This window comes from Shewanella sp. LC6 (genome assembly GCF_006385735.2).
GTDB lineage: Bacteria > Pseudomonadota > Gammaproteobacteria > Enterobacterales > Shewanellaceae > Shewanella > Shewanella xiamenensis.
In genome coordinates this window covers 343,037-361,354 of sequence record NZ_CP043902.1, presented here as the reverse complement: position 1 = coordinate 361,354, position 18,318 = coordinate 343,037, and the positions used below count along the sequence as shown (strand labels likewise).

Genomic DNA, 18,318 nt, shown 5'->3' with positions numbered 1-18,318 from the left:
GGCGTTTTTATTACACAACTTAAAAGGCGATTAGTTATCGGAGAGAAACTTGATTGTCAGTGGATAGCGATAAACCTGCCCTTCACTGGCCTTAACTATGCCTAGGATAGTACAGACTAAGTCCAAAATGCCTAGGATGATAAGCAAGATAAATCCAATGCCTACAAACGCTAATACTCCACTGATAATCACGTAGATTAGTAGGCTTAGCTTAAAGTTCAGACAGCTGCGCCCACATTGGTCGACAAAAGCCGACTCTTCACGCTTCATCAGCCACAAAATGAGCGGACCAAGGATGGAGCCTAATGGCACTAAATACCCGATTAAACTAGAGGCATACACCAGTAAACCAAAATCTTTCTCGCTCTTCGTCACTGACTCTATCATGACACTTTCCCTGTATTATTGTTTGAAATATAAAAGTTATTAGCTCTTTGGGCCATACAAACGCATTTGCCAATCTTCGACTTGCTGCGTTGCTAAGCGGCGCTGTAGGCTATTCACCCAGCTTTGTGCCAGCCCTTCACAGGAGGCGAGTCTATCATAGGCTTTAGCGTTATATTGAGGAGAAAAATTCAGCGCCATCGCCTCGGCAACGCTGATATCAGTTTTACGCTCGACTAATTCTATCTTGTCGCTTAACTGAATCACACCTGGGATTAATACTCTGTAAAACCAACCGCATAACTGACTCTGCTGCATGGCAAGGGCAAAGTCTCTATGGCCAAATTGCAGGTTCAATTTAAAGCAAGGTGAGCGTGGCTGAGTCACTTGCACTGTGACGGCACCGATTTGCAGCACATCCCCAATATTGACCTCGGTTTCATTTAAGCCAACCGTGCTGATATTTTCACCCATGCTCGGTGCATCTTCGAGTTGGGTGATTAAATCCCAACGACGGTATTGACCATAATGCTCACGGGGAAAATGATGCAATACTCGGTCAAGTCCGCCATGATGTTTAGGATCAGCCTGTGCATCGCCTTCCACATGGTCGACATTCACCACTAACTGCTGCGCCGATTTTTTACCGTCAATGCCAGTTGAAATGCCGCGAATGTCTTGCAGGCTCGCCCCTAAATACAAACCCGATAATCTGTTTACCAATAAGGTCGACATTGGTTACTCCCATCATTGTCGCCACACGGGGCCAAATAAAAACGCTAAGTATTACATACTCGAAACAAATCGAGCGTGCTCTAAAATCTGGGTATCACTGATTTAACACTACTTGATTACGGCCAGCTTCTTTCGCTTGATATAAAGCTAAATCGGCTCGTTTTATTAAATCCTCTGCCGGTTCAAGCTTTTGATATTCTGCAACACCAATACTGACTGTGATTGCAATATGTACTCCATTGACCTTCAACTCGCGCTGAGAAATCGAATCACGGAAACGTTCCGCCAACTCTGCCGCATGGCTTAAATCCATCTCTGGCAATAACACCAAAAACTCTTCCCCACCCCAACGGCAAAGTATATCTTGCTGTTTTAGCTGGCTACGTAGCAAGTTAGTGACCGTTTTGAGCACTAAATCACCAATACTATGACCATAGCTATCATTCACTTTTTTAAAGTGGTCGATATCGACAAGGAGAACTGAAATAGGAGTTTGCGACAAATTAGCTTTGTCTAATGCCTGATGGAAATACTCTTCAAAGACTTGTCGATTAGCTGCGCCAGTGAGTTTGTCAGTTGATGCCATAACCTCAAGTTTGCGCTGATAGCGCCCTAAGGTCATGTTTGAAATAAACAAAATACCTATGGTCACGACCAAACTTAGGGCTAAGTTCCCCCAAAAGGTATTAAGCAGTTCTTGTTCTTGCGGAGCATCTTCTTGCTCAACAATTAAATACCACTTGAACTCAGGCACTAATCGACTGTTTAAGTAGACCGTTTTACCGTTGCGCTGATAGCTAAATGCGGCGCTTGGGCTAGTTAAAATGCGCGTTGATAGTTGCTCCAAGCCAGTGCTGGCTTGCAGTGAATTAGCTCCATCATATTCATCACCATGGAGAGTGACATTTCCCTGTCTATCGGTGAAAAAAACCCGGCGGTTATAACGCTTTTGATAGAGTTCAATCAGCGCCTTGACCTTTTCAACTGCAAGGCCAACGCCAGTAACCCCCATAAACTTACCTTCAAAATCAAAAACTTTATAGTTAACAAATACGGTTGTTTTAGTGCGATCAGCGGTATCAGCATCGATATTAATTTCATAATGTTCTGATTCTGGTAACGAACGGACACGAAAATACCAAGCATCATTAGGCTCAATATCTTGGATTTTCTTTAATACCCCCGATGAGTGGTAGTAGTTGCGACTCTGTTCTGAAACAAAAAAGCTGGTGACAGTATCGTACTTATCCTGGATTTCTTTCAGATAACGGATCAGCTTTTCAGGCTCTTGCTCATGGTTTAATGTCCAATCACGCACAAAGGTATCCTGTGCCATTAGGGAGGAAATAAAGATCGGACGTAGTAGATCTTGTTGAATTTCTGAATAAATATTATCGCTTGTTAAAGGTAAAGTATTACTTTCAATTTGCTGACTCAAAGAGTCATGGGCCACTTTATAGCTAATACCACTGGTCACTAAAAAGGCAACTAGCAACAACACAGAAAGTAGCCAAATAAACTTCTTTTTATCATTCCAAACGTGATTGCCCATTTCCAACTCCAACAGCAGTAGGCTTATTATTTTGTAGTAGCGTGGTGAGTTACCTAAATGTTAACGCAATCCCTCAATGACCGCACAATATTTCCGCTATATGAATGTTCTTCGACGAAATAACATTATTCGAGGTAAAAAAATGCCCCGTTGGGGAAACGAGGCAAACAAGCGAACCAACAAAATGGGAGAAAAGCGCAAGCAAACGTTAAAGGACAAGAGCTCTCCGTCACTGTGCGCACTTTATCAATCCAAGATGACAGAAAAATGACGTCCAAATTGTTCAACACTTGCAGCCCATTTCCAGCATTATGCTTCTAAATACTGTTTTAAAGCTTCACCAGGAATAGAACTGTCTGTTGCGACTGCAAAAGCCGCCCAAACAGCACCTTCAGCCATTGCTTGAGTGATAGATTTGCCAGCACAGAGTCCATGAATAAGCCCAGCAGCATAGGCATCCCCTGCACCCGTGGTGTCGACAACCTCAGCAGGCACCGCAGGCACATGCTGCACATCATCTTGGGTATAAACCTTCGCGCCACGGACACCATCAGTCACCACAAAATAACGTAATGATTCCCCACCAATGCTTACACCGTAATCCCAAGAGGCGACATCACATCGTCCATGCATATCACTCATAGAAGCAAGTAGTACATGGCAAGGGCGTGGTCTATCATCCTTGGCAAGTTGCGCGATCACAAGGCAATGATCGAGTGCCGTTTTAGCCCAACTTACAGTCCCTTCCGCTGATGTATTAAAATACAACGCATCCCAATGCTGCCATTTTGGTGGAACCGATAACTCAAAAACTGGCCGCTGCGGGCGGATAATGGTGCGCTCACCGTCAGGAGTCATCACCAGCAGCATCTCACAGGTATTCCCTGCGCGGCGCTGCACTAAACGACAATCAAGCCCTTGGGTACTAGCCTCGGCGATAGCCCAATCCCCCATTTCATCCCTACCCACTTGGCTGACTAATGCAACTCTATGACCTGCCCAAACAAGTCCAAGCCCCGTATTCGCCCCACCGCCGCCTAGCCGTTGACCGCCATCTTGATAATGAAAGCGACCACCGGTTTTTAAAGGTTTATCAAGGATTAACACACGATCACAGTTAAGGTTGGCCACCAGCAAAATATTTGCCATGACAAGGCTCCATTGAAAGAGAATACCACGCCCAACCGGGACACGTTTGGGGCTAAAAGAGCCCCCAATCTAGACCAAAATGCGAGGTGGCACAATCTGAGTATCTAATACCTATTATTCATCAAATGTCAGCTTAAATGGGCTTTTGTTGTAAGACCTTGACCATAATCAAATTCAGCAACACCACACATTCAGGCTAAACAGTTAAAGACGATGTTCGATTAAGAACATGATAAATAATATGAATAATCTTGAAAAACGTAAGCTTTACTCATGAAAACATAAAAATGTCACCAAGATTCAAGCGAGCCTTAAATTAGAAAAAGGTTAAACTTGGTGCCAAGGATAAAGACGAAAGGAATTCGTATGTTAATGGGCTGGCTGCATGAAGATATGGATAGCGAAGAACAATTACGCCGTTATCGGCAATGCGTAGAGGAATTTCATCAGCTGAATTTTCATGATGTTTATGTAGCAAAAATCCAACATGAATATCGATTACTACAAACCTTGTTTGAAGAGCAGTCGATTCAACAAAGTGAGCCTGACTGCTCTGAAAAATAACACGAGAATTAATCAACCGCCTTAAATGGCGAAAGTGATGCAAACTTGACCTCAAGTTGCCAATCCTGAATAACCATCTCCGACGGTTGCCAACTGTCATCAACCCATTCGTAAAGTAGGCCAGGATCTTCCTCAGCATTCACCAATAAACGACGGCCATCTTTTAAAACAATCGTATAATCAAGCCCCTGCGCATCCACACTTTCAATATCCCCCAAGACTTTGTGGTGAATGCTTGCAATTGCCCCAGTAGCCTTAACTGCTTCAGTTTTATTCGCTCCGCTGTAAAGTCTTAATACCTCATTGGTAGCGGGTTTATGAAATAAAAACTCTTCAGTCACGCCCACAACGATCGACGGATCAAGCTCATACCAAGCGGGTATCCATAATGCGTTCATTGCCATCCCGTTATATCCTGAATAATAATTTTACGGACGTGAACATTCTGCCCTAACCTTAGCCGATAAAATACTGCCCAAAGATAAAATAATTTTATCCTTGCGCAATCCAGTAAACGGCAATTCCTTTATCAAATACAGATAAAGCTAGCCGAACAAGCCCGCTCTTAACCAAAACGGCTTATCTCTAAACCACTGGGTACAAACCCATTTTTGCCCCGCGGTTACCTCACAGCCACGGTGCAATGAGGAAGGAATGGGTTTGCCTGTTTGATCCGTATTGTCAAAAACCAAAATAGCGGCAGTCTCAGGTTTGACTTGTATATAAGGTGCCTTGAACTCCGTTTCGCCTCCGTCAAAATCATCATTAAGATACAAAATAGCCGTTTTTGACCTTTGGCCAAAACGTGCCAATTCGGCTTCAATTTCAGCCGTATATGCATGTATTGCATCATAATGCCATTGATAGAACTGGCCAGGCTCGTACCTAAGTACAACTATGGGTTCCGCAAACGCCAACTTAACCCCTACAAACTTGGCAATGACTCTTTCAACACAAGCCATTGCAAGATTGTCATTAGGGATCGGAGTGGGGTAATGCATGTTGTTGCGGATACCACTTTCGACACTCCCCTTTCCCTGATGTCCATACACAGTAATAGGCCGCAAATGGGGCAATGAACATCTCTTAATATCGTCTAATAAATTCACTGGGAGTTGTGAGTGGGACAGCGTTGCCGATTGCAGTTGCTTCCCGACTGAAGTCGGCTTGCGCTCAAAAGCCAATAGCGCAGCAAACACACTGATCGCATCAGCGTGGCGGGGCGTAATCGTTTTTAGCCAAGGTACGAAATAACAAAATTTCGCTTTAACCTCTTGCTCTTGCAGAGGATCTTCCATCAAAACATAGGAACCCCAAAACGATTTTAAACTCGCTAGTTCCTCTAACGCCCACTCAGCACTGAAAAACAAAGCGATGGCCAGCTCTCTTTCAGAAACCATGCTACGCATGCAGTGAACTAACCAAAAACGCACAAAATCAGCCGACTCAGTTGCCAACTTAAGTACTAACGCCTCAGGCAAACGATTGAAATAACGCTCTTCTAATAATTGAACAAATAACTGCTGCATATAAAGACCTATTCACAACTCAACCCTACTATGCTCATTAAAACTGAATCGAACCTGCTAAGAAACATTTTATTTACAATCGATCGTTTTATCGTCTTTTGTCTCTATCAATCTTGAGTACAAAAATACAATCCTAGTTTCATCTCAGGCTTGGTTTCTGTTAGCTTGAAAACTCAGATAAATAACTGCCACATTTTGTTGGTAAAGTGATCCGATAACCAACCGTGACGTATTGAGCCTGACAACCCATGGCAACAACAATGGCACCCGCTTGCCCTATGGAGAAATCGAACATGCCTGTTTTGCAAACACTCAAACTTACGGGTGATAATGAAACGCTAAAACGTCAAGCGCTTAAGCACTACTTCAACCAAACTTGGACGCTCTATGAGTCGCTCTTCGAGTTGATAAAACACGACCATGCCTATTATTTAAAAGCCGAGCCTTTACGCCATCCGCTGATTTTTTACTTTGGCCACACCGCGACCTTCTACATCAATAAGCTCAAACTGGGCAAATATCTTGAGGACAGAGTCAACGATCATTTTGAGTCGATGTTTGCTATTGGTGTTGACGAGATGTCTTGGGACGATCTCAATGAAACCCACTACCAATGGCCAACGGTCACCGAGGTTAAAGACTATCGAGATAAGGTGAATCGCGTTGTTAACCAATTAATTGATACTATGCCAATCACCTTGCCTATCACTCAGGACAGCCCTGCTTGGGTCATTTTGATGGGGATTGAGCATGAACGTATCCATTTAGAAACCTCATCAGTCATTATCCGTCAGTTGCCTTTAGAGGAAGTATCCCCAAGTGTTCACTGGCCTGAGTGCCAAGACTATGGAACGATAGACGCTAACCAGCTGATTGCTGTGGCGGGCAAAAAAATCACTTTAGGTAAAAAAGAGCAAGATGAAACCTACGGCTGGGACAACGAATACGGCAATAAGAGTTTTAAAGTGGCAGACTTTAAAGCCTCAAAGTATTTAGTGAGTAATCAAGAATATTTAAGCTTTGTTGAAGCCGGAGGCTATCAATCGCCCGAGTTTTGGAATGAAGAAGGTCGTGCATGGCTGGCTTACACTCAAGCCCAGATGCCACGTTTTTGGCGCCGTTATGAGGGCCAATGGTGGCAACGAAATCTTACCAGCGAAATTCCACTTCCCCTTAATTGGCCAGTTGAAGTCAATCAACTCGAAGCTAAAGCGTTTTGTTATTGGAAAGCGCGCCAGACTCAAAGCAACATCCGCCTTCTGACTGAGGCGGAATGGTATATTTTACGAGAAAATATTCCAACCGATGCCCCCGACTGGCAAGAAGTACCAGGGAATATCTCGCTGGCCTACTACGCTTCCTCTTGTCCGGTAAATCGCTTTAAACATAATGAATTTTACGACATTGTCGGTAATGTCTGGCAATGGACCGAAACTGCTATCGATGGTTTTAATGGCTTTGCAGTGCATCCACTCTACGATGATTTTTCAACGCCAACTTTCGATGGTAAACATAACCTGATTAAAGGGGGCTCTTGGATCTCGACGGGCAATGAAGCCATTGCAACCTCTCGCTACGCGTTTCGCCGTCACTTCTACCAACATGCCGGATTTCGTTATGTGGAGTCCCTGCAAAACCCAGAGCAAATGGCCGAGGTTAATGTGTACGAAACCGATGAACTGATTTCTCAATATTTAGAATTCCATTATGGCGCTCAATATTTTGGCGTCCCGAATTTCTGCGTTAATGGCGTTCAACAGGCGTTAAACGAAATCCAACTTGAGCATACCGCGAAGGTATTAGACATCGGCTGTTCGGTGGGCCGAGCCAGCTTTGAGTTAGCTAAAGTGTTCGACCATGTTGATGGTATCGATTTTTCGGCCCGTTTTATTCAACAAGCCTACACGCTGACTGAACAAGGCGAAAAACGCTATACCATCCGCACCGAGGGCGATTTACAAGAGTTTAAGAGTGTCAGCCTTGCTAAACTGGGCTACCAAGAAGAAGCCAAAAAAGTCAACTTCATGCAAGGTGATGCCTGTAATCTTAAGCCCATCTACACAGGTTACGACTTAGTTTATGCCTCAAACCTTATCGACAGGTTGAACGATCCCAAACATTTCCTCACCAGTATTGGCCAACGTATTAACCAAGGTGGCTACCTAGTGATTGCATCACCTTATACTTGGCTTGAGGATTACACACCAAAAGAGAAATGGCTCGGAGGCATCAAAGTAAAAGGGGAAAACTTCACCACTTTAGATGGATTGACCGAAACCTTGATCGGCCAATTTGAGCTAGTCGCGGTTAAAGAGATCCCCTTTGTTATCCGTGAAACTAAACGCAAGTTCCAACATTCCCTCTCAGAAATGACGATCTGGCGTAAACGATAACCGAGAACATTTAAGAAAAAATCCGCCAGAGAATCACTTCTGGCGGATACATAACAGACAGCTCTGTAACATTCGCGGCCCCAATGGCAAGGATCTGCTTTTGATATTGCTTACCATAACCAAGTTGATTTGCTAACCCAATAAACTCTCTGTCCTGGAAGCGGCTAGACTTATCACTGCACTGTATTCCTCTACTAGGGCGTGTTGATATTTCAGTAGAATAACTAGACATCATTCCTCGTTTCGCGAGCACGTGCTTGCCAGAACGAACAAAATCTAATCTCGAAACGTGAACACGCCCTAATACCAATGGCATTAAACATCTGTTCATTCAGCACGAGTTCAAAGTGCTTTAGGCAAGTCGAAGCATAATGGAGCTCTATCAGAAGTCTTGAACCTAATATAAAGTACTTCATCCAGCCATCACCTGCACTATGGTTGCTAAGCCAGATTATTTTATTGGGTATGCCAGCACCAACGAGTAATAACATAGAATAACTTAGAAAGTTTATGCACTTACACCAAAAACAAATCCTGCGTGCACAACATCTTATTTATTAAGCAGCTAAAGAGCAAAAAATCATATTGACGACAGAATTAAAATAACTTTGAATTGCATACATATTCATAAACATAAAGTAATTGGAGCACGGGATGGAACGAATTGAGCAAGTAGCAGTAGCCAAAAAAGCCAATATCTATTTTGAGGGTAAAGTCGCTAGCCGCAGTGTATTTTTCAGTGACGGTAGTAAACAAACCCTAGGCGTAGTGCTTCCTGGAGAATACGAGTTTTCCACCTCGCAGGGTGAAATCATGCAAGTCACCAGCGGCAGTTTTGAGGTATTACTGCCAAATAGCTCAACTTGGCAAATATTTAGCGAAGGCAGCCAGTTTGAGCTTGCGGCCAATGTCAGCTTTAAAATTCGCAATAGCGATATCGCAGAATATTGCTGCAGCTATCTATAGCGTTCAAGTCGATGGAATGCTTAGTCAACTGAGCATTCCTCTATTTACATAATACGTCTGTATAAAAACCAACCACTAGACGACTGGTCTAATTTGCTATAGACTCCTGCGCCATGAAAACAGAAACCCAATCAACCCGTCAGCATATTCTCGACGTCGGTTACTCGCTGATCGTTAAGCAAGGCTTTTCGTGTCTAGGGTTAGCCCAATTACTCAAGACCGCCCAAGTACCAAAAGGCTCGTTTTACCATTACTTTGAATCCAAAGAGCAATTCGGTGAGGCACTGTTAACCAGTTATTTTGAGCAATACCAAACAGAGCTTGATAGCTTATTTGCCAACCCACAGCTCTCTGGCTTTGATCGCCAAATGCAATACTGGCAAAGATGGTTGCACGTGCAGCAGGACGGTTGTATCGATCAAAAATGCCTAGTCGTTAAGTTAAGTGCTGAGGTGGCCGATCTCTCTGAGGCTATGCGCCTTGTGCTTTTAAAGGGGTCGGCTGGCATCATTGAGCGCTTAACCCAGTGCATTCAAGTGGGGATTACCGATAAATCCATCTGTGAACAGGATGCTCAGGCAACAGCAGAGTTGTTGTATCACATGTGGCTCGGCGCCAGTTTGATGAATAAACTCGGCCACAGCCGCGCAGCTTTAGAGCGCGCCCTTGCAATGACCGAATCTATTTTAAAGACCAAAACCATGGGTTAATGCCAGCAACACTGGCACACCAATTAATCAGCAACCAGTTAATGAACAATGAAATATCGCCTCGTCGGCTTGATTTATCATTTAGTAGCCAAACAAATATAGACGACTGGTCTACTAAATTTATTTTCCAACCATAGGACAAATAGCAGTATGTTTAATTTCACCTACTACAATCCAACTCGTATTCATTTTGGTAAAAATACCATAGCTGAAATCGACACCTTAGTGCCTAGCAATGCCAGAGTGATGGTGCTATTTGGCGGCAGCAGCGCCAAACGAACAGGTACCTTAGCTGAAGTAAAACAAGCGCTTGGAAATCGTTTTGTGGTCGAATTTGAGGGGATCGAACCCAATCCAACCTACGAAACTCTGATGCAAGCGGTCGCGCAAGTACGTGAATTACATATCGACTTCTTACTCGCCGTTGGTGGCGGTTCGGTCATCGATGGCACTAAGTTTGTTGCCGCGGCTGCGGTATTTGAAGGCGAGCCTTGGGATATTCTCACGAGCTGGGGCACCAAGGTGACCAAAGCCATGCCATTTGGCTCGGTATTAACCCTACCGGCCACAGGTTCAGAGATGAACAATGCCAGTGTGGTGACCCGTAAATCTTTGAAAGCAAAGCTGCCATTCCGTAACGATTTAGTGTATCCACAATTCTCCATCCTCGATCCCACCAAAACCTTTACCCTACCGGAAAGACAAGTGGCGAACGGTGTTGTCGATGCGTTTGTGCATATCACCGAGCAATATCTCACTTACCCAGTCAATGCCGCGGTACAGGACAGATTTGCCGAAGGTTTACTGCAAATTTTGATTGAATTAGGCCCACAAGCACTCACAAAACCTGAAGATTACGATATCCGCGCTAACTTGATGTGGGTCGCGACTATGGCACTCAATGGCACGATTGCCACAGGCGTTCCGCATGATTGGGCAACTCACATGATTGGCCATGAGCTCACCGCACTCTATGATATTGACCATGCCCGTACCTTAGCTATTGTCTTGCCAGCACTATTACGCTGCACTAAAACGGCTAAACGTGAAAAATTACTGCAATTTGCAGACAGAGTATGGCATATCACCACAGGCTCCGAAGACGAACGAATCGAGGCCGCGATTGCGAAAACCCAAGCATTTTTCGAAGACATGGGCATTGCAACGCACTTATCTGGCTATGATTTAGGTAAAGAAGCTGTCGATGCGGTTGTTGCTCAACTCGAGAAACATGGCATGGTTGCTTTAGGTGAACATGGCAATATCGATCCCGCCATGAGCCGCGACATTTTAACCCTCGCCTTATAGTTCAATCTCACGCCTCTGCAATCCCATGCGACCGTGAGGCTTAAGGCCATCAACGCACCATAATGGTGCGTTGATATTCCCTCAAACGGGGCAAAGGGTACTCACACTTAGGGGCATCAAGTTTTAAAGAAATATTTGTAATGGCGTTAACGTCATCATTCAGTCACACCTTGTCATCTTGCAGACCCGTTTATCGCCGATAAATCCTCATTACTGATGCACAAACACCATGATTTTTGATGAAAAAACGACTACTCTTGGATAATCTTATCTTACTGATAAAAGGATTTTTGCATGCGTTTATTTACTCTCATCAGCTTAGTGCTGCTTAGCTTATTCGCGCAGGCAACAGTATATAAGTGGGTCGATAAGGACGGTAAAGTTCATTATTCCGATGAGCCACATCCAAATGCTGAGATTGTTGAATTAAAAGAAAAAACGCTAAACCAAATTACCCTTCCCCCCGTAAACCCTGATACAAATGATTCGCAAGCCATTGAACAAACCAAATACCAAGTCGTCATAACTTCCCCCGAAGAAGAGGAAACCGTCAGGGATAATAATGGCGATTTCCAAGTCACAGCCACAGTAACCCCTGAAATCAAGAGCCAATATTTGATGGCCCTTAAACTCGATGGTAAAGCCATCGGCCAACCCCAAATTGGCGGCACATTTCAGTTGAACAACATCGACAGAGGTGAACATACCATTGTTGTCGATGCGATGACTCAAAACGGCAAAGTCTTTGCATCTAGCTCACCAAGAAAGATATTTCTTCATCAAGCGGCGATGACTCCAGCACCTAAAAAGCAACCAAAATCAAATTAAGTTGTTTAATAATAATTAGTTAGGTTGTAAGAAATACATTAAGCCGTTTGACGAAGTCGAGTTGCAGCATGCACCAAATCGGTGCAACATAAGGGTGCAACCCTATTTTCAGGAACGGTAGATGGATAAAGAGACTCTGCTCAATCATTTAGTGACCGCGGTACTGGTCATCGATAAGGATCTTAAGCCTTGTTATGCCAACGCCGCTGCAGAGCAACTGTTAGGTGTCGGTAGCCACAGGCTAGTCGAACAAGCATTACCCGAGCATTATCAAGCGCTTGGTGTCGACGCTCAGCTCCTTAGCGATGCGGTAAAGGCTGGGCAAAGTCTCACCGTTAACACCGCGACGTTAGTCACCTTAGATGCCCAGCATCACACCGTCGATCTGACACTGATCCCGCTCGAGGATGAAGCACAGCTGAGCCTGCTTGAACTTAGGCAAGTCGACCAACAACGACGAATCCACCAGCAACTTAGCCAAGATGCACAGCAGCAGGCGGCACAATTCTTAGTGCGTAACTTAGCCCATGAGATTAAAAACCCCTTAGGCGGCTTGCGTGGCGCAGCGCAATTGCTCTCGCGGGAACTCGACGATCCCGCGCAAAAGGAATTTACTAATCTCATCATCGAACAAGCTGATCGGCTGCGTAGCTTAGTCGACCGACTGCTCGGCCCGCAGCGCCCCACTCAACATAGCCTGCATAACATTCATCAAGTGGTGCAAAAAGTGTACAAGCTGGTGGAAATCGCACTGCCAGCCAATATCCAGTTGAAGCGGGATTATGATCCTTCGATTCCCGATATCGAGATGGACCCAGATCAAATGCAGCAAGCGGTGTTGAATATTTTGCAGAATGCGGTGCAAGCCCTCGAGTATACTGGCGGTGAAATCCTGATCCGCACCCGCACGCAACACCAAGTCACTATCGGTTCGCAGCGCCACAAGCTCGTACTGACCCTGTCCATTATCGACAATGGCCCAGGCATTCCACCTGAGCTCATGGACACACTGTTTTATCCCATGGTCACCAGCCGTGAGCAAGGTTCTGGGCTGGGTCTATCGATTGCCCACAACATTGCCAGATTACACTCGGGCAGAATTGATTGCGTCTCCAGCCCAGGACACACAGAATTTATTATCTCTCTACCGATTTTAAGTGCCAAATAATTAAGCAAAACCAACACATACCGTATGAGGAAGCAAAATGCGAATCAGTGAACAAGTGTGGATCCTCGACGATGATAGCTCAATACGTTGGGTGCTCGAAAAAGCGCTCCAAGGCGCTAAACTCAGCACCGCCAGCTTTGCTGCGGCCGAATCACTTTGGCAAGCATTAGAGATTGCCCAACCACGGGTCATCGTCTCGGATATTCGTATGCCGGGCACCGATGGCTTAACTCTGCTTGAAAGACTGCAAATCCACTATCCGCATATTCCCGTTATCATCATGACGGCGCATTCGGACTTAGACAGTGCCGTGAGTGCCTATCAAGCTGGGGCGTTTGAGTATTTGCCAAAACCCTTTGATATTGATGAAGCAATTTCCCTCGTTGAGCGTGCGCTGACCCATGCAACAGAGCAAAGTCCAACGCCAGCGGCGCAGGAAACTCAAGTCAAAACCCCCGAAATTATCGGTGAAGCCCCCGCGATGCAGGAAGTGTTTCGTGCCATTGGTAGGTTGTCGCGCTCTTCAATCAGCGTACTGATCAATGGCCAATCAGGCACAGGTAAAGAGCTAGTCGCAGGCGCACTGCATAAGCACAGTCCGCGTAAAGATAAACCTTTTATCGCCTTGAATATGGCGGCGATTCCCAAGGATTTAATCGAATCAGAACTGTTTGGCCACGAAAAAGGCGCCTTTACTGGTGCGGCTAACGTGCGTCAAGGGCGCTTTGAGCAAGCTAACGGCGGCACCCTGTTTTTAGATGAAATCGGCGATATGCCGCTAGACGTGCAAACCCGTTTGCTACGGGTTCTCGCCGATGGACAGTTTTATCGAGTCGGCGGCCACAGTGCTGTACAAGTGGATGTGCGCATCATTGCTGCCACCCACCAAGATCTTGAGCAATTAGTCCTAAAAGGCGGATTTAGGGAAGACTTATTCCACCGCCTCAATGTGATTCGTATCCATTTGCCACCGCTGTCACAACGCCGTGAGGATATTCCTCAGCTTGCTAGCCACTTTTTAGCCTCCGCCGCCAAGGAGATTGGTGTCGAAGCCAAAATCCTCACCAAGGAGACCGCCGCTAAGCTATCGCAATTGCCATGGCCGGGCAACGTTAGACAACTCGAGAACACTTGTCGCTGGCTCACCGTCATGGCCTCAGGACAAGAAATCCTGCCCCAAGACTTGCCGCCCGAGTTACTTAAGGAACCTACCAGTATTAATCCTATGGCAAAAGGCAGCCAAGATTGGCAATCGGCACTCACCGAGTGGATCGACCAAAAACTGTCTGAGGGAAATAGCGATTTATTAACCGAAGTACAGCCTGCCTTTGAGCGCATATTACTCGAAACCGCATTGAGACATACACAAGGGCATAAACAAGAAGCGGCAAAACGTTTAGGCTGGGGCAGAAATACTTTAACGCGAAAACTGAAAGAATTGTCTATGGATTAACCATCCATTTAAAAGCAAAAAAGGGATAGTGATATCCCTTTTTTATTATTTAGATTAAATCTAAATAATTAGAACTGGTAATGCACACCAATCGCCAGTTGTTTAATATCGGTATCGATATCTTTCACATTTAAATAATTGTGGTCAGCGTCTAAATCACCGCTAGTAACATCGTAACTCAAGCGAACATTTAAATGCTCTGTCACAGCAGCGTTAATACCAACACCGTAGGTCCAGCCATAGCCTGTGAAATCTTCATCAAAACCAAAACCGTCAATATTCATAGCCATAGATGCAACACCGACCTTTGCATAAGCTGAGAACATATCATTGATTTGCATAGTAAACTTAGGTGTAAAAGTAAGTGCACCCGCAGAAATATCGACATCGTTATCGCCTAAATCGCCAGTTGCAAATAAATTCGCCTCTAAACCAAACCATTCGTTAAAGTTGTAACCACCGTATACACCGAAACCTGTCCCTGTTTCTCCATCATCAAGCACATCAACAGTCACGCGATTTAGTGCACCACCCACATAAAAACCTGTGGTGTCAGCTGCCGCTACAGCTTGGCCTGTCACTAATACTGCTAGTAAAGAACCCGCAACTAAAGATAGTTTTTTCATTACATTTCCCTAATGAGTTAACCTAAGTAGTAAACGCCGCGAATAATATAACAAACACAAAATAAGAGTAATAGTTTGTAAAGGCTAAATACACTTTATACAGAAAGCATTCAGCTTTAAATAAAACGAGCATGTATGAGAAGAGACTTAAGCATTAACTAACGACTCGCAATACATTCATAATCGCGAAATAACACTAGAGAATAAGGGAACGACGTTTTCGCTCATCGAGGCATTCACTAATCATAACTTTTCTCGATTGTGCACAAATTACCCGGCTGCGCCACATTAATAATGGCCAAACATGTAGTCGATACTCCCGCTGCGCAATATTGAACGGAATAATTCTCGGCCAATAATATAAGGATTGACGCAGGATAAGCTCGCTCCAAACGCCCATAGGAAGATTCACTAGATTATGATCAGAGAGGTTTGAGTCAAGTCCCCCGCTCGCGCTGGGGACATGCTCGGCAATCAACTCAAAGCGAGTGAGTCGACAATCGATGATAACGGCAGATGAGCCGCGTATTAGCATCAAACAGGTGAGACTGCCGCTGCATCCATGGCATAACCACTCCTTTGGTATGTCAATAATCGCTTTAGTGTTTTACCGCGGTTATTGAGTCATTGGCTCCACTTGTACGGGATCTTGGTGAATAATCACCTCGGCATCTTCAAAGGCGGCCTTTACCCTAAGCCCTGTGGTATCGGCAATACTGTGGGCCTCGTTTAGGCTTAAATGGCCGTCTAACTCCAAATGGAATTGAATAAAAATGGTTTTACCTGCTTGGCGCGTCCGTAAATCATGAAGCCCTAATACTCTTGGATCTTCCTTAGCAATTTGTTTTATCCGCTGGCGGGTTTCTTCATCTAACTCACGATCTAACAATGCTTGAATCGAGCGGTAACCTAAATCAAAAGCCTGTTGGCCGATATAGCAAGCGATAAGCACGGCAAAGAGCCCATCGGCCCACCACCAACCATATTGGGACAAAACGAGTGCGAGCAATACTGCGCCATTGAGGAATAAATCCGACTTATAGTGCAACGAATCGGCTTCGACTACCGTACTATTGGTCGCCGCCAGCGCCCGCTTTTGCAACATCACTAATGCTAATGTCAACACAATCGCGACAACTGAGACCACCACACCTAAAGTTGCGTGCTCAACCGGGGCGGGATTCAGTAACCGCTCTCCACCATAAAACAGCAGCAGGAATGCCGAGCCCATAATAAAGGCCGATTGCGCCAACGACGCTAATGGCTCCGCTTTACCGTGGCCGTATCTGTGGTCATGGTCGGCGGGGACGATGGCATAACGAATGGCGATAAAGTTGATGATTGAGGCGAGTGCGTCGGCGAAGGAGTCCGTTAAGGATGCCAGCATACTGGCCGAGCCAGAATATAACCAAGCTAACAGCTTGATAAGAATAAGGGTCAAAGCGGTAGCCACGGAAGCGCGACTAGCCAGTTTGACCCAAAAATCGTATTGGGAAGTCTGAGTCATAAGGGTCTATATCGGGAAGCTATGACCCTATTGTATATCAGCTTACAAGCTTAACCGCGAGGTTCTTTACCAGCTTGTGCTTCAAATCGCGCTTTAAACTTAGCTTGCTGTTCAGGTGTCAGCAGATTGTAGATTTGATTCTGCATCGCCTGCATTTCAGCACGATGCGCTGAACGCTCCTCCTTGCACGGCTTGTCGTCGCTACGTGCGGCGCGTTGCTCAGCAAACAGCTTTTTAATGTCTGCTTTTTGTGCATCAGTTAAGTCTAATCCTTCGAACATTCTATGCATGCCATCATGCTCCATGCGATCGCCACGTTTATGAAACTCGCCACGAGGATGGTCACAACCTTGGCCTGGCTCGGCATTAACTGTCGTCGCGAATACCGCGGAGCTTGCTAGGATGGCAAATAGGCCTGCTTTAAAAGGAGATAATGTTTTCATCATGTTAACCTCAATAGTTCAACGTTATGTTGTAAAGACAAGATACAGTGACGACCCTTTTAAAAGCCGAATCACTTTCGACGATTACAGTCTAAAGCGTCATATGTAAGTGAGGGCGTGACCTGAGTAAATCAGTGTAAAGTTGCGACAAGAACTAACAAATTCCCTATTCTTTACTTTGGCTTACATTGCTACACAGCAATTGACATCAAAAGAGGTATACTCAGGCAAAATACTCAAGCCGTCTGTGGTTTAGCACATCGCTTTGAGTCTTTCACACCAGTTCACCCAGATTAAGGAACACTATGAGTCGGATATTATTAATCGATGATGATCTTGGTTTATCAGAACTCCTCGGACAATTACTCGAGCTCGAAGGGTTTAAACTCACGCTGGCCTATGATGGCAAGCAAGGCCTAGAACTGGCCCTAGCGGGGGATTACGATCTGATCTTACTCGATGTGATGTTACCTAAATTAAACGGTTTTGAAGTGCTACGCGCCCTTCGCCAACACAAGCAAACACCGGTGCTGATGCTCACCGCCAGAGGTGATGAAATTGACCGTGTGGTAGGGCTTGAAATCGGTGCCGATGACTATTTACCTAAACCCTTTAATGACAGGGAGCTTATCGCTCGGATTCGCGCCATCATTCGCCGCTCACACTTAACCGCCCAAGAGATCCACGCCACCCCAGCGCAGGAATTTGGCGATTTGCGCTTAGATCCCTCACGCCAAGAAGCCTACTGCAATGAGCAACTGATTATCCTCACGGGAACCGAGTTTACCCTGCTACACACCTTAGCGCTCCATGCTGGCGAGTTGATGAATAAAGAAGAGCTTAACGAGATGGTGCTCGGCAAAAAACTCATGCCCTTCGACCGCAGCCTAGATATGCACCTCTCGAATCTACGCAAAAAACTCCCCGAGCGTAGCGATGGCAGACCTAGGGTGAAAACTATCCGTGGCAAAGGCTATATCTGGCTACCATAACGACGGGAACA

18 protein-coding genes are annotated in these 18,318 nt (G+C 45.3%); 9 read left to right on the top strand and 9 right to left on the bottom strand.

Annotated features, from left to right (window positions below; translation table 11 throughout):
* Positions 1-30: 30 nt before the first annotated feature.
* The 4 genes from FJD32_RS01670 to FJD32_RS01655 form a co-directional block, all read right to left on the bottom strand.
* The gene (locus FJD32_RS01670; RefSeq protein WP_055646891.1) at positions 31-387 is read right to left on the bottom strand and encodes a DUF4870 domain-containing protein; all 357 of its coding nucleotides are present in this window, start codon (positions 385-387) and stop codon (positions 31-33) included.
* A gap of 39 nt (positions 388-426) precedes the next feature.
* Positions 427-1,119: an MOSC domain-containing protein gene (locus FJD32_RS01665; protein WP_055646892.1), complete on the bottom strand. Its 693-nt coding sequence runs from the start codon at positions 1,117-1,119 to the stop codon at positions 427-429.
* A 94-nt stretch (positions 1,120-1,213) separates the two neighbouring features.
* Entirely contained in the window at positions 1,214-2,671 is a 1,458-nt protein-coding gene (locus tag FJD32_RS01660) for a sensor domain-containing diguanylate cyclase (protein ID WP_047538607.1), read from the bottom strand.
* A 309-nt stretch (positions 2,672-2,980) separates the two neighbouring features.
* Positions 2,981-3,820 (bottom strand): PfkB family carbohydrate kinase, encoded by an 840-nt coding sequence (locus FJD32_RS01655; protein WP_037423122.1) that lies wholly within the window; start codon positions 3,818-3,820, stop codon positions 2,981-2,983.
* Positions 3,821-4,186: 366 nt separating this feature from the next.
* Here FJD32_RS01655 and FJD32_RS01650 point away from each other — a divergent pair, with 366 nt between their 5' ends.
* Complete coding sequence (locus FJD32_RS01650; RefSeq protein WP_099457300.1) at positions 4,187-4,384, top strand: hypothetical protein; 198 nt, start codon at positions 4,187-4,189, stop codon at positions 4,382-4,384.
* Between the two features lie 8 nt (positions 4,385-4,392).
* Here FJD32_RS01650 and FJD32_RS01645 read toward each other — a convergent pair whose 3' ends face one another.
* Both FJD32_RS01645 and FJD32_RS01640 read right to left on the bottom strand, forming a co-directional pair.
* Positions 4,393-4,788: a hypothetical protein gene (locus FJD32_RS01645; RefSeq protein WP_037423116.1), complete on the bottom strand. Its 396-nt coding sequence runs from the start codon at positions 4,786-4,788 to the stop codon at positions 4,393-4,395.
* A gap of 141 nt (positions 4,789-4,929) precedes the next feature.
* On the bottom strand, positions 4,930-5,913 hold the full coding sequence (locus FJD32_RS01640; protein WP_140907484.1) for a 2OG-Fe(II) oxygenase: 984 nt from the start codon (positions 5,911-5,913) through the stop codon (positions 4,930-4,932).
* 293 nt (positions 5,914-6,206) lie between these two features.
* Here FJD32_RS01640 and ovoA point away from each other — a divergent pair, with 293 nt between their 5' ends.
* The 7 genes from ovoA (at position 6,207) to glnG (ending at position 14,739) form a co-directional block, all read left to right on the top strand.
* Positions 6,207-8,306, top strand: a complete 2,100-nt coding sequence (ovoA, locus tag FJD32_RS01635) for a 5-histidylcysteine sulfoxide synthase (protein WP_140907483.1) — start codon at positions 6,207-6,209, stop codon at positions 8,304-8,306.
* Between the two features lie 654 nt (positions 8,307-8,960).
* Entirely contained in the window at positions 8,961-9,272 is a 312-nt protein-coding gene (locus FJD32_RS01630; RefSeq protein WP_037423109.1) for a pyrimidine/purine nucleoside phosphorylase, read from the top strand.
* A gap of 113 nt (positions 9,273-9,385) precedes the next feature.
* Positions 9,386-9,982 carry a TetR/AcrR family transcriptional regulator gene (locus FJD32_RS01625; RefSeq protein WP_140907482.1) on the top strand — a complete coding sequence of 199 codons (597 nt, stop codon included), beginning with the start codon at positions 9,386-9,388 and terminating at the stop codon, positions 9,980-9,982.
* A 150-nt stretch (positions 9,983-10,132) separates the two neighbouring features.
* Positions 10,133-11,290: an iron-containing alcohol dehydrogenase gene (locus FJD32_RS01620; protein ID WP_140907481.1), complete on the top strand. Its 1,158-nt coding sequence runs from the start codon at positions 10,133-10,135 to the stop codon at positions 11,288-11,290.
* A 294-nt stretch (positions 11,291-11,584) separates the two neighbouring features.
* A complete protein-coding gene (locus tag FJD32_RS01615; RefSeq protein WP_099457294.1) occupies positions 11,585-12,118 on the top strand; it encodes a DUF4124 domain-containing protein in 534 nt (177 codons plus the stop codon).
* 121 nt (positions 12,119-12,239) lie between these two features.
* Positions 12,240-13,286, top strand: a complete 1,047-nt coding sequence (gene glnL, locus FJD32_RS01610; RefSeq protein ID WP_140907480.1) for a nitrogen regulation protein NR(II) — start codon at positions 12,240-12,242, stop codon at positions 13,284-13,286.
* Between the two features lie 37 nt (positions 13,287-13,323).
* Positions 13,324-14,739 carry a nitrogen regulation protein NR(I) gene (gene glnG / locus FJD32_RS01605; RefSeq protein WP_037423096.1) on the top strand — a complete coding sequence of 472 codons (1,416 nt, stop codon included), beginning with the start codon at positions 13,324-13,326 and terminating at the stop codon, positions 14,737-14,739.
* 68 nt (positions 14,740-14,807) lie between these two features.
* On the opposite strand, the gene FJD32_RS01600 is transcribed toward glnG, so the two are convergent.
* The 3 genes from FJD32_RS01600 to FJD32_RS01590 form a co-directional block, all read right to left on the bottom strand.
* Complete coding sequence (locus tag FJD32_RS01600; RefSeq protein WP_037425095.1) at positions 14,808-15,365, bottom strand: porin family protein; 558 nt, start codon at positions 15,363-15,365, stop codon at positions 14,808-14,810.
* A 616-nt stretch (positions 15,366-15,981) separates the two neighbouring features.
* Positions 15,982-16,872 (bottom strand): cation diffusion facilitator family transporter, encoded by an 891-nt coding sequence (locus FJD32_RS01595; RefSeq protein WP_140907479.1) that lies wholly within the window; start codon positions 16,870-16,872, stop codon positions 15,982-15,984.
* Positions 16,873-16,922: 50 nt separating this feature from the next.
* Positions 16,923-17,315, bottom strand: coding sequence for a Spy/CpxP family protein refolding chaperone (locus FJD32_RS01590; protein WP_176370344.1), 393 nt, complete (start codon positions 17,313-17,315; stop codon positions 16,923-16,925).
* Between the two features lie 305 nt (positions 17,316-17,620).
* Between FJD32_RS01590 and FJD32_RS01585 the strand changes: the two genes are divergently transcribed.
* A complete protein-coding gene (locus tag FJD32_RS01585; protein ID WP_086903926.1) occupies positions 17,621-18,307 on the top strand; it encodes a response regulator in 687 nt (228 codons plus the stop codon).
* Positions 18,308-18,318 lie beyond the last annotated feature (11 nt).